This window comes from Burkholderia perseverans, assembly GCF_022870505.1.
Taxonomy (GTDB): domain Bacteria; phylum Pseudomonadota; class Gammaproteobacteria; order Burkholderiales; family Burkholderiaceae; genus Burkholderia; species Burkholderia plantarii.
The window spans coordinates 3,247,602-3,259,822 of the sequence record NZ_CP045093.1 but is presented as its reverse complement, the minus strand read 5'-3'; the positions used below and the strand labels follow the sequence as shown (position 1 = coordinate 3,259,822).

The window sequence follows — 12,221 nt, the reverse complement described above, 5'->3', positions numbered from 1 at the left end:
CGTCAATCCTGGAGTCGGCGCGCGGCGATGCGGCGCAGCGCGCGATAGAACAGCGCGGCGATCACGATCGCCGCGAGGACGCCGCTGAACACGAGCAGCAGCGGATGCGACGACAGCGCCCAGCGTGCGTACTCGAACGGCGGGAGCCTGCCGAGATAGTAGGTGTTGCCGTTCGAGGCGACGGTCACCGAGCGGCCGTGGATCACGTCCATCGCGCCCTGCACCTGCGGCAGCACGTCGGCGTCGATCAGCGCCGAGGTGATGTCGGCCTCCGACTCGCCCGGCGAGCTGATCAGCGCGACCACGCTGCGCCCCGCATGCAGCGGCGATTCGAAGCCCGCGATCAGCGCGCTGTCGCCGTTGCTGACGAGCGAGAGGTCGGCGCGCGCCGGGGCGCGCTCAACGCCGTGCGGGCCGAGCCACCAGTCGGCGATGCGCGGGCCGATGTCGGACAGCGTGAAGGTGGCGGTGTCGCCGTCGCTCGAGAACGGCATCTGCTTGGCCCAGCGCTGCAGCAGCGGCTGGCGGCCGGGGCCGCCGAGCACCAGCAGGTCCTTGTCGGCGAGGCGCTCGACGTCGCCGGGGCCGCCCACCGTCACGCCGGTCACCGGGTAGCCGGTCGATTCGCCCATCCGGCCCATCGCCAGCAGGAACAGGCTGTAGTCGCCTGGCGTCGGCTCGTCGGGCAGGATCGCGGCGGTCTGCGAGAGGTCGGCCAGCCGCGTGAACGGGAAGCCGCTGTTGGCGAACGCGGCCAGGTCGGGCAGCGCCATGTAGTGCGGGAAGCTCGACAGGTCGATGGTCGAATCCGGGTCGATGGTGCCGGCCACGTTCGGCAGCAGCGCGCCCGAGCATTCGCCGGTGTTCGGGATGTCGTAGTAGTAGGCGAGGTCCAGCTGCGAATGCGGCGTGAGCATCAGCGGCGGAATCCGCACGATGTGCCGCGCGCTGCCGGTGTCGCCGGCCTGCGCGCCGAAGCGGCCCAGGAAGCGCGCGATGCTGAAGCGCGACGGGTTGACGGCCGGGATCTGCAGCGCCTGCACGAAGCGGCCGTTCACGCTGACGTTCAGCGACGAGCGGTCCGGCTTCGGCCGCACCGAGTAGTGGTAGCGCAGGTCGAGCGGCGCGCCCTGGGTGTTCCACATGAACAGGTCGGGCGGCACGCGCAGCGTGAGCGAGATCGGGCCGGCGTTGTAGCCCTGCACCGACAGCGCGCGCGGGTCGGCCAGTTCGCCGAAGCGGACGGCGCGATTGGCGGGCAGCCAGTTCGGTGCGTCGTAGGGCGCGCGCGGCTTGAGCGTGACCAGCTGGTTGATGGTGGCGAGTCTGCCGTTCAGCGTGCTCTGGCCCAGCGCGAGCGCGCTGGCGGCGGTCTTCAGCTCGTCGCCGTTGCGGCCCATCACGAGCAGCAGCGAGCCGCGCGCGTTGCCGTCGCGCGGCACCACCGCGAGGGTCGGGCCGGTCACGGCCGGCAGCGTCACGCCGGCCAGATGCGCATCGGCCTGCGCGAACACCACCGCGTTGCCGGCCAGCGGCAGGCTGCCGACCTGGGCCGGGAACAGCGCGCCGCGGTAGCCGGCCAGCGCGCCGAACCACGAGGTGAGCGTGCCGGCGGCCTCGAGCGTGGCCGGGTCCGGCTTCTCGGCGAACACCACCGGCAGTTCGAGCCGGCGCACGTCGCGGCGGTCGAAGAACGGCGCGGGCAGCGTGCCGAGATCGGCCTTCGCCGGCAGCGAGGCGTAGCTGAGGTCGAGCGAGCTGGCGTTGCTGACGGTGGCCCACAGCGTGGAGTTCGCCGGATCCTCGCAGCGCCGCGTGTAATGGCCGACCAGCTCGACGTTCAGGTGGTTGAATTCGGTGATGAAGCGCGGATCGAGCGGCACGTCGCGCGCCACCGTGGTGCCGGCCTGCGATTGCGGCACCGGCAGCGTGGCGGCCACCTCGCCGTTGATCAGCACCTTCAGCTGCGACATGTCGGGCAGCAGCGCCGGCGAATAGCTGTAGATCAGGTGCAGCGTGGCGGCGGTCACCACCTCGTCGTTGCGCACCGAGAACGGCACGCCGTTCTGGCCTTCGGTGCCGCGCAGCTGCAGCGGATCGAGCGCGCCGAGATCGGCGAAGGTCAGCGTCTGGCGGCGTCCGCCCGGCACCAGCATGCCGGGATTGGCGGTGGTCGGCGGGCGCATGCCGAGCAGCTTCTGCTGCTCGGGCGGCAGCGGCGGCACGACCAGCGCGACGGCCGGCTGCGCGCCGGCCTGCGCATCGAACTGGCGCGCGGCCGACGGCGCCGGCACGGCGCCGATCGACTTCGCGCCGTCGCCGGACTGGGCCGAGGCGCCCGGCACCGCCGGGGTTGCCGTGGCGGCCGCCGGGATGGCCGTGCCCGCCGTCGCGGCGGACGGCGTGTCGGCGGCCTCGCCCGGCTTCGCGGCGGTGGCGGCCAGCGCCGCGAACGGCGCGATGGCGAACTGCAGCGCGAGCCCGTAGACGAGCGCGCGCGCCACGCGCGGCAGGCTCGCTGCGCGCGAGGCGGCCGGCTGGCCGGTCCGCTTCATGGCCGGGTTCATGGCCGGGTTCGTGGCCGAATTCGTGTCCGGGTTCGTGGCCGAATTCGTGTCCGGATGCGTGTCCGGATGCGTGGCCCGCGGCGCGCGCGGCGCGTCGCGGCCGGTCTCGTCGCCGGTGTGGTCCGCATCGCCCTTGCCTTGGCAGGGGCGTGACAGGGTGCTTCCTTGGTTCATCTGCCGTCGCTGTCCGTGGTGCGGTCTACCGGCCCGCGCGCTTTCCCCAGGCGCGCGCGTCGGCATACAGGTGTTCGAAGAGATTGAAGATCCCGCGGGCACCGGCCGACAGCACGGTGGCGAGCGCGCGCAGCGGCGCGTCGGGCTTGCGGCCCTCGGCCCAGCCGGTCCAGGCGTCGGCGCGCGCGAAGGTCGTTTTCACGAAATCGAATTCCTGGTCCTTCGTCATCTCGACGAACTGCAGGCCGGCGCGGCCCGGCGTGGACGAGGCGACCACCGCGCGGAACGCGTATTCCTCGTCGCCGCGGAACAGCGAGACGGTGATCCGTTCGTGCAGCGGCACCGAGATCTTCTGCGGCAGCGCGACGCCCACGCCGCCCTCCGAGTAGTCGATGGTCTCGCAGGCGAGCGTGCGCCCGGTGCCGAAGCGCAGCATCACGGGCATCGTCATCGCCACGCGATGCACGGCGCGCACCTGCTTCTGCTCGGTGGCCGCGGCCACGCTCGCGCCGAGGATCAGCATGTTGTAGGTGGTCCAGCCGATGTTGAGGATGATCGTGTAGACCTCGCTGCGGATCGCCCAGTGCGTGTGGATGTGCCAGAGCCCGATCACGAAGCCGAGCAGGTTCAGCATCAGCAGGACCAGATACGGGCGCGACACCGCCCAGTCGAAGTACTTCTCCTCGATCATGCCGCCCTTGGCCGTCACGTTGAACTTGCCGAGCTTCGGGTTGATCAGCGCGAGCAGCGTGGGCGGCGTGATGTACGAGGCGAGCACCGACTCGTACACCTCGGCCCAGAACGAATGGCGGAACTGGCGCTGCATGCGCGAGTTGGTGGCGTTCGCGTGCAGCATGTGCGGCAGCGCGAACAGCGCGATCGTCACGGCCGAGGCGTGGATCACCTGCGCGCCGAAGAACAGGTACGACAGCGGCGCGGTCAGGAACACCAGGCGCGGGATGCCGTAGAAGAAGTGCAGCATCCCGTTCAGGTAGCAGAGGCGCTGGCCGATCGTGAGGCCGCCGCCCATCAGCGGGTTGTCGATCCGGAAGATCTGCGTCATGCCGCGCGCCCAGCGGATCCGCTGGCCGATGTGGCCCGACAGGCTCTCGGTGGCGAGGCCGGCGGCCTGCGGGATCGCCAGGTAGGCGGTGGTGTAGCCGAGGCGGTGCAGCTTGAGCGCCGTGTGGGCGTCCTCGGTCACGGTTTCCACCGCGATGCCGCCGATCTCCTCCACCATCGTGCGGCGCAGCACCGCGCACGAGCCGCAGAAGAACGTCGCGTTCCAGAGGTCGTTGCCGTCCTGCACCAGCCCGTAGAACAGCTCGTTCTCGTTGGGTACCTTGCGGAACGTGCCGAGGTTGCGCTCGAACGGGTCGGCCGAGAAGAAGTGGTGCGGGGTCTGCAGCATCGACAGCCGCGTGTCGTGCAGGAACCAGCCGAGCGTCATCTGCAGGAACGAGCGGGTCGGGATGTGGTCGCAGTCGAACACGGCGAAGAACTCGCCGTGCGTGATCTTGAGCGCCTCGTTGATGTTGCCGGCCTTGGCGTGGCGGTTGTGGGCGCGGATCGTCCAGTTCACGCCCACTTCCTCGCAGAACGCCTTGAAGTCGGCGCGGCGGCCGTCGTCGAGCACGTGGATGGTCAGCTTGTCGGGCGGATAGTCGAGCGCGAGCGCCGCGTAGATGGTCGGCTTCACCACCGACAGCGGCTCGTTGTAGGTGGGGATGAACACGTCCACGGTCGGCCAGTCGGCGCGCGAGGCCGGCAGCGGGATCGGCTTGCGCTTGAGCGGCCAGGCGGTCTGGAAGTAGCCGAGCATCAGGATCAGCGCGGCGTAGACCTCGGCGAACACCAGCAGCACGCCCCAGGCCATGTCGAGCGGATGCGACCAGTAGGTGGTGTCGCCGAGGCGCCAGACCATGTAGCGGCCGGTGGTGATCAGCGACAGCATGATCATCACGAGCGTGACGTAGTGCCCCTCGATGCGGCGGAACAGCAGCGCCACCACGAAGCAGCAGGTCGCGAACGCGAGCTGCTGGGTGTTGGTGAGCGGCACGGTGCAGACGAAGAACAGCGTGACGACGGCCAGCAGCGCGAGCGGCAGGACGATCGGCAGGCTGCCCCAGAACGGCGCGTCGGCGAAGCGCTGCAGGCGCGTGGCGGCCCTGCCGTCGACGCCCTGGCCGGCCGCTTCGGTCTTGCCGTCGCGCGGCGCGCGGGCGGCCTTCATGCCGCGCTCCCGCGCACCACCGGCTGCTGCGCGCCGAGCGCGTCGAGCAGCCAGGCGGCGCAGGCGCGCAGGTCCGCCGAGACCTGGCTGACCGGATCGTAGTTGACGACGGTGGTGTTGCAGGCGAGCGATTCGCTCACGCCCTCGTCGTCGTGGATCACGCCGGGGAACATGTGGGCGCCGAGCATCTCGCGCAGCACCCGCAGCACGTCCTTGTTCAGCTGACGCGATTGATCGATCTGGTTCACCACGTAGCCCTCGCCGACGAATTCGGGGCGCGGCGCCGCGTAGGCGTCGATCATCCGCTGCATCTGCGGGATCGCGGCATACGACGCGGCGTCGGCCAGCACCACGTTGACCGTGAAATGCGCGGCCGACAGCGCCGCGCGCGTGTAGGCCGACGAGCCGGGCGGGGTGTCGATGATGACGATGTCGTCCTCGCCGAGATGGAGGTCGCGGATGCCGCGCGCGAGCCAGGTCGGATCGTGGTCGAGGCGGCGCTCGAACAGGTGCTGCTCTTCCTCGACGAGCGCGCCGAACGCGAGCACCGTGACGCCGTCGGCGCCGTCCACGATCGCGCTCTGCCAGAGCGAGCCGGCCAGCGCGGCGCGCGACAGGCCGTCGACGCTGTCGAGCGGCACGCCGAAATACAGGCGCAGCGAGTTCTGCGGGTCGAGATCGATGGCGACCACGTGGCGGCCCTGCGCGGCCAGTACCGACGCGAGGTTCGCGGCGATCGTGGTCTTGCCGACGCCACCCTTCGCCGATACGACGCTGACTACCTTCATGACTGGCCCGCCCCGCGCAGGAACCACGGGCGACGCGCGGCGGCCTTCGGGGCGGCGGCCGGCTGCGTCACGGTGATCTGCGGCGAGGGCGCCGCGCCGCCACGGCGCAGGCGCGAGAACAGCGAATCGAGGCGTTCCTCGCCGCGCGCGGCGCTGGCCGCCTCGCGCGTTCGCGCGGGGGCGGCCGGCGCGCCGGCCAGCTTCTTCAGCGACGGCAGGGGCGACTGCGCGGCGGCCGGTGCCGGCGCGGGGCGTGCCGGGGCGGCCGGCGCCGCCATCGGCGCCGCGCTGGCGGGCGCCGCGCCGAGCGGCTGGCGCGTGGGCAGCCGCTGCGCGTTGCCGAGCGGGGCCGGGAAGATGCCGCTCGAAGCGGCGCGCGCGAGGCCCGGCGAGACGAGGCGCGCGAACGCCGACGACGTGTCGGCGGCGCTCGCGGGCGTGATCGGCTGCGCGGCCTCGGGCACGACGGCCTCCACCGGCACGGTCTCGCGCACCACCGGCTGGCGCGGCGCGGCCAGTGCGGCGGCGTCGGCGGGCGACAGGTCGGGGACTTCGGTCACGCGCGCGGGTTGCGCGAAGCGCGGTGCGATCGCAGGTAGCGGGATCGCCGCCAGCATCGGCGCGGTGGCCGCCGGCGCGAGTTCGGTGCCGGGGGCTGCCGCGGCCGGTGCCGCCGGCGGCTCGGCCGCCGGGCTCGTGGCGTCCTCGACGGGCGCCCCGGGCGGCGGCGAGAAGCGATAGGTCGAGCCTTCCGGCGCGGCGGGCGCCGCTTCCTTGACGATCACCGGCGGCACGTCGCGGCGCGGCGAGCGCGTGAAGAGCGGCGCGGTGCTGCGCAGCACGGCATGCGTGCGGTTGCGCGAGGCGTCCTGGCCGCGCGTGCCCGCCGGGGTCGGCCGGGCCGGGTTGCCCGCGTCGCCCTCGGCGGCCGGGGCCGGCGAACCCGCGGCGGCAGCGGCCACCTCGGTCTGGCGCGGATCGATCATGCCGAGCAGGGGCCACCGCCGGCGGGCGTCGAGCGCCTCGTTTTCCATGCGGATTTCCTGGTAGCTGCTGGCATCTCCTCCGAACCGATCGAAGAGTGCTTTGACATCGCGGGAGGTATTCATACGTTTCGAGAAAGTCGCTAGGGCCGATTGCGTCCGGCCGTGTCGAATAGGAGAGGCATCGCGCGTCAGACGGCTTCGGGCGACAGGCGGAACTCGACGGCGAAGCCGTGCTCCTCCGTATCGGTCTGCACCACGCTCAGTTGCGTCGCGCCCATCGCGTCGAGCCAGGTCTGGTAGCTGCCCTGCAGGAACGCCGGCATCCAGGCCAGCGCGCCGCTGCCGAACGCCGACATCGGCGCGCCGCTGTGGACGATGCGCAGGTGGTCGCCCTCGTCGGACAGCTCGACGTAGCCCCAGCGCGTCGACGCCCAGTGCGCGTTCAGCGCCGCCGTCAGCTCGGCGGTGGAGTCGCAGGGCGGCAGCGGCTGCTCTCCGGCATAACGGCATCCCACGCGAAACATTAAGTGGCGCAATTCGTCGGGGCTGAGCTGGGACTCGAACTCCTTGGCCAGGGCGAGCAGGAAACCACGCCATTGGGACGAGAGATTCTGTTCGAGCAGGAAATCAACGGCGGTCGGCATGGAAAACTGGCTCACTCGATAAATCTGAAGAAACCCGGACGTCAGGGTCCGGTTCCAAAAACTAGCAGGTGCAAACGACAAATTTTTTAAGTATGCCGTCCAACAAATTCATTAGCAAACTCCATCGAATGAATTTACCGATCATTCCCGTGGGTCCGGTAATTTTTTCGCATGACATCGTTTGCGTCGATTTCAAATGACAAAACACTTACGAAACTCGACCGATCGTTCATACGATTCCGGATCGATGGGCGACTCCGTTTTCCCGCTTCGATCGACACGCGTCACGCCGTCTCGCGTCGGTCCCTGGCCCAATGTCTCCTATGCTGCCGCAAGAACCGACGGAGTTTGTTACATAAATGGAAATTCGTGAAATTTAGCCCGAAAACCCACGCCCGGCGCGAGCCGGTTGCGGGTTTCGCGCCACGTTTCCCGGCCTTGGCGACCCGAAACGCCACGCGCCGGACGGTTCGCCGGCCCGCCGGCGGCCGCTCCGGCGCGGTCGCGGCCGTCGGCGGCGGGTCGGCGAAATGAAAGATCGCGCCGCGGCGTCCGCCGCGTTTCGCGCCGCGGCAGGCGGGGGGAGGACGAGATGAGGACGCCGCCCGCACCGATGCCGGCACCGATCGAATCGGCGCAATTCCGCGGCAAATCCGGCCAATCGGGATCCGGTCCGCAATCAATCCGGCGCCAATTCGAAGTCAAACCGGAAGCAATCCGGCGCCAATTGAAGGCCAATTCGGGCGCCAATATCTGACCCGATCCCAATCCGGTGCCGATCGCAATAACGTCGTGATCCGCGCTTCAATCGGGGATCGAAACCGGATCAAAGCGAGGCGAATCGGGCGCCAATGCCGGTCCTGATCCGGGCCCGGCGGCTCCCCGATTCCGCCGCGCCTGCCCCCGCAGCGGGCCGTGGCCAATGCGGCCTGGCCACGGCGCGAGGCCGCCCGCGCACCGCTCGCGTCCGAATAGCATTTCGTTATGCGCCGGATTTATTTTTCTGCATCGACGCGATTCCCTCCGCCCGCCGACAATCCGCCCCAGCACAACACCCGCCGTGCCGCTGGCGGCGCCCCGGCGGCGCCGGCCGGCGGGGCGGCCCATGGAGATGATGGAATGGAAGTCACGCAGCAACACGAGCCCGACGCACGGGAGCCGCAACGCGCCGCCGCCCCCGACATCGCCGCGGACGACGCCCGCTGGCAGTTCTGGGTCGATCGCGGCGGCACCTTCACCGACATCGTCGCGCGCCGGCCCGACGGCCGCCTCGTCACCCACAAGCTGCTCTCGGAGAACCCCGAGCGCTACCGCGACGCGGTGGTGCAGGGTATCCGCGACCTGATCGGGGTGGGCGCCGGCGAGCCGCTGCCGCAGCAGCGCATCGAGGTGGTGAAGATGGGCACCACGGTGGCCACCAACGCGCTGCTCGAACGCAAGGGCGCGCGCACGCTGCTGGCGATCACGCGCGGCTTCGCCGACCAGTTGCGGATCGGCTACCAGGAGCGCCCCGACATCTTCGCGCGCCACATCGAACTGCCGGCGCAGATGTACGAACGCGTGGTCGAGATCGACGAACGCCTCGACGCGCACGGCAACCAGCTGCGCGCGCTCGACGAGGCCGCCGCGCGCGAGGCGCTGGCCGCCGCCCGTGCGGCCGGCATCGATTCGGTCGCGATCGTGCTGATGCACGGCTACCGGTTCCCCGCCCACGAGCTGCGGGTGGCCGAGCTGGCGCGCGAATGCGGCTTCACGCAGGTGTCGGTGAGCCACCAGGTGAGCCCGCTGATGAAGCTGGTCGGGCGCGGCGACACGACGGTGGTGGACGCCTATCTCTCGCCGGTGCTGCGCGACTACGTGAGCCGCGTGACCGAGCACACCGGCGCGGTGCGGCTGATGTTCATGCAGTCGAGCGGCGGACTGGTGGACGCCGGGCGCTTCCAGGGCAAGGACGCGATCCTGTCCGGGCCGGCCGGCGGCATCGTCGGCGCGGTGCGCACCAGCGAGGCGGCCGGCGAGCGCCGCGTGATCGGCTTCGACATGGGCGGCACGTCCACCGACGTGGCCCATTACGACGGCGCCTACGAGCGCGTGTTCGAAACCCGGGTGGCCGGCGTGCGCGTGCGCGCGCCGATGATGGACATCCATACCGTGGCGGCCGGCGGCGGCTCGATCTGTTCGTTCGAGAACGGCCGCTTCAAGGTCGGCCCCGAATCGGCCGGCGCGTATCCGGGCCCGGCCAGCTACCGCAACGGCGGCCCGCTCACCGTGACCGACTGCAACGTGATGCTGGGCCGTGTGCAGGCCGACCACTTTCCGCACGTGTTCGGGCCGAACGGCGACCTGCCGCTCGACGTCGAGGTGGTGCGCCGCCGCTTCGCCGAACTCGCCGCGCAGGTCGAGCGCGAGACCGGCCGCGCGATGTGCGCCGAGGCGGTGGCCGAGGGCTTCCTGGCGGTGGCCGTCGACAACATGGCGCAGGCCATCAAGACGATTTCGGTCGAGCGCGGCCACGACGTGAGCGACTACGCGCTCTGTGCGTTCGGCGGCGCGGGCGGCCAGCACGCCTGCGCGGTGGCCGACGCGCTCGGCATGCGCCGCATCGTGCTGCATCCGTTCGCGGGCGTGCTGTCGGCCTACGGCATGGGCCTGGCCGACCTGCGCGTGCTGCGCGAGCGCGCCGTGGAGGCCGAACTCGATGCGGCCGTGGCCGCTTCGCTGCAGGCGCGCTTCGAGGAACTGGAAGCCGAGGCGGTCGCGGCGATCCTCGCGCAGCACGTGCCGCGCGAGCGCGTGGCGGCCGCGCGCGCGGTGCGCCTGAAATACCGCAACACCGATTCCACGCTGGAGGTGCCGTTCGCCGCCGCCGCCGCGATGCAGGACGCGTTCGAGACGCTGCACCGCAAGCGCTACGGCTTCGCGATGACCGACAAGCCGCTGGTGGTCGAATCGGTGGTGGTGGAGGCGATCGGCCTGACCGAGCCGCCGCTGCTGCAGGGCGCCGCACCGCGCGTGGCCAATGCCGCCGCCGCGCCCGACGCGCGCGCCGCGCTGTATGCCGGCGGGCGCGCGGCCACGGTGCCGCTGCATGCGCGCCGCGACCTCGCGGTGGGCGCGCGGCTCGACGGCCCGGCGCTGATCACCGAGGAAATCTCCACCATCGTGCTGCTGGCCGGCTGGCAGGCGAGCGTGCTGGCCGACGGCACGCTGCGCCTGGAGCGCCGCGCCGACGCCGACGGCGCCGCGCAGGCCATCACCACGGCGCGCGACCCGGTGCACCTGGAGATCTTCAACAACCTGTTCATGTCGATCGCGCAGCAGATGGGCGTGACGCTCGAGAAGACCTCGTACTCGGTCAACATGAAGGAGCGCCTCGATTTCTCGTGCGCGATCTTCGACCGCGAGGGCGGCCTGATCGCCAACGCGCCGCACATCCCGGTGCACCTCGGCTCGATGAGCGACAGCGTGCAGAGCGTGATCCGCGACCATGGCGCCACCATGCGGCGCGGCGACGTGTTCATGCTGAACGTGCCGTACAACGGCGGCACCCACCTGCCCGACATCACGGTGGTGATGCCGGTGCATGGCGAGACCGGCGAGCTGCTGTTCTACGTGGCCGCGCGCGGCCACCACGGCGACGTGGGCGGGATCACGCCGGGCTCGATGCCGCCCGACAGCACCACCATCGAGGAAGAGGGCGTGCTGCTCGACAACGTGCGGATCGTCGCGGCCGGCCGCTTCCTCGAAGCCGAAGTGCGCGCGCTGTTCGCCGCCGGCCCCTGGCCGAGCCGCAACATCGACCAGAACATCGCCGACCTGACCGCGCAGATCGCCGCCTGCGAATGCGGCGCCGCCGAGCTGCTGCGCGTGACCGCGCGCTACGGCGCCGACGTGGTGCTGGCCTACATGGGCCACGTGCAGGCCAGCGCCGAGGAGGCGGTGCGCGAGGCGATCGCCACGCTCGCCGACGGCGAGTTCGCCTACGAAATGGACGACGGCGCCGTGATCCGCGTGGCGGTGTCGATCGACCGCGCGCGGCGCGTGGCGCGCGTGGACTTCACCGGCACCAGCGAGCAGCGCGGCAGCAACTTCAACGCGCCGCGCTCGGTCTGCAAGGCCGCCGTGCTCTATGTGTTCCGCACGCTGCTCAGTGCCGACATCCCGATGAACGAGGGCGTGCTGCGGCCGATCGAGATCGTGATCCCGCACGGCTCGATGCTGAACCCGGCCTATCCGGCCGCGGTGGTGGCCGGCAACGTCGAGGTCTCGCAGTCGATCACCGACGCGCTGTACGGCGCGCTCGACGTGATGGCCGGCTCGCAGGGCACCATGAACAACTTCACGTTCGGCGATGCGGCCCAGCAGTACTACGAAACCATCGCCGGCGGCTCCGGCGCGGGCCGCGCGCATCCGGGCACCGCCGCGGTGCAGACCCACATGACCAACTCGCGGATGACCGATCCCGAGGTGATCGAGTGGCGCTTTCCGGTGCTGGTCGAGCAGCACGCGATCCGCGCCGGCAGCGGCGGCGCGGGGCGCCAGGCGGGCGGCGACGGCGCGGTGCGGCGGATCCGCTTCACCCGCGCGATGACCGCGAATATTCTGGCGAATCGCCGCCGCGTGCCGCCGTTCGGGCTCGCCGGCGGGGCCGCCGGCGCGGTGGGGCGTAACTGGATCGAGCGCGCCGGCGGCACGATCGACCATTTCGGCGCGACCCACACCGCCACCATGGCGCCCGGCGACGTGTTCGTGATCGAGACGCCGGGCGGCGGCGGCTACGGCCCGGCGGACTGACGGGCGTGCCGGCCGCCGCGCGCGGCCGGCACGAT

Annotated in this window: 6 protein-coding genes; 1 reads left to right on the top strand and 5 read right to left on the bottom strand. The window is 71.1% G+C overall.

Annotation, left to right across the window (positions count from 1 at the left end; translation table 11 throughout):
• Positions 1 to 2: 2 nt before the first annotated feature.
• From bcsB to bcsD, 5 genes are all read right to left on the bottom strand, one after another.
• The gene (gene bcsB / locus BpN12_RS13675) at positions 3 to 2,567 is read right to left on the bottom strand and encodes a cellulose biosynthesis cyclic di-GMP-binding regulatory protein BcsB (protein WP_425306315.1); all 2,565 of its coding nucleotides are present in this window, start codon (positions 2,565 to 2,567) and stop codon (positions 3 to 5) included.
• Positions 2,568 to 2,766: 199 nt separating this feature from the next.
• Positions 2,767 to 4,974, bottom strand: a complete 2,208-nt coding sequence (gene bcsA / locus BpN12_RS13670; RefSeq protein WP_246793114.1) for a UDP-forming cellulose synthase catalytic subunit — start codon at positions 4,972 to 4,974, stop codon at positions 2,767 to 2,769.
• On the bottom strand, positions 4,971 to 5,762 hold the full coding sequence (gene bcsQ, locus BpN12_RS13665; protein ID WP_246793113.1) for a cellulose biosynthesis protein BcsQ: 792 nt from the start codon (positions 5,760 to 5,762) through the stop codon (positions 4,971 to 4,973). The genes bcsA and bcsQ overlap by 4 nt, the downstream gene beginning before the upstream one ends.
• Positions 5,759 to 6,871: a cellulose biosynthesis protein BcsP gene (gene bcsP, locus BpN12_RS13660; protein WP_246793112.1), complete on the bottom strand. Its 1,113-nt coding sequence runs from the start codon at positions 6,869 to 6,871 to the stop codon at positions 5,759 to 5,761. Before bcsP ends, bcsQ begins: the two co-directional genes overlap by 4 nt.
• A 65-nt stretch (positions 6,872 to 6,936) precedes the next feature.
• Complete coding sequence (gene bcsD / locus BpN12_RS13655) at positions 6,937 to 7,392, bottom strand: cellulose biosynthesis protein BcsD (protein ID WP_246793111.1); 456 nt, start codon at positions 7,390 to 7,392, stop codon at positions 6,937 to 6,939.
• Positions 7,393 to 8,511: 1,119 nt separating this feature from the next.
• On the opposite strand from bcsD, the gene BpN12_RS13650 reads away from it, so the two are divergent.
• The gene (locus BpN12_RS13650) at positions 8,512 to 12,186 is read left to right on the top strand and encodes a hydantoinase B/oxoprolinase family protein (protein WP_246793110.1); all 3,675 of its coding nucleotides are present in this window, start codon (positions 8,512 to 8,514) and stop codon (positions 12,184 to 12,186) included.
• Positions 12,187 to 12,221 lie beyond the last annotated feature (35 nt).

Excerpts from the sequence above, each read along its gene's own strand:
- bcsD (WP_246793111.1), bottom strand. The coding sequence starts at position 7,392 with ATGCCGACCGCCGTTGATTTCCTGCTCGAACAGAATCTCTCGTCCCAA.
- bcsA (WP_246793114.1), bottom strand. The coding sequence starts at position 4,974 with ATGAAGGCCGCCCGCGCGCCGCGCGACGGCAAGACCGAAGCGGCCGGC.
- BpN12_RS13650 (WP_246793110.1), top strand. The coding sequence starts at position 8,512 with ATGGAAGTCACGCAGCAACACGAGCCCGACGCACGGGAGCCGCAACGC.
- bcsP (WP_246793112.1), bottom strand. The coding sequence starts at position 6,871 with ATGAATACCTCCCGCGATGTCAAAGCACTCTTCGATCGGTTCGGAGGA.
- bcsB (WP_425306315.1), bottom strand. The coding sequence starts at position 2,567 with ATGAACCCGGCCATGAAGCGGACCGGCCAGCCGGCCGCCTCGCGCGCA.
- bcsQ (WP_246793113.1), bottom strand. The coding sequence starts at position 5,762 with ATGAAGGTAGTCAGCGTCGTATCGGCGAAGGGTGGCGTCGGCAAGACC.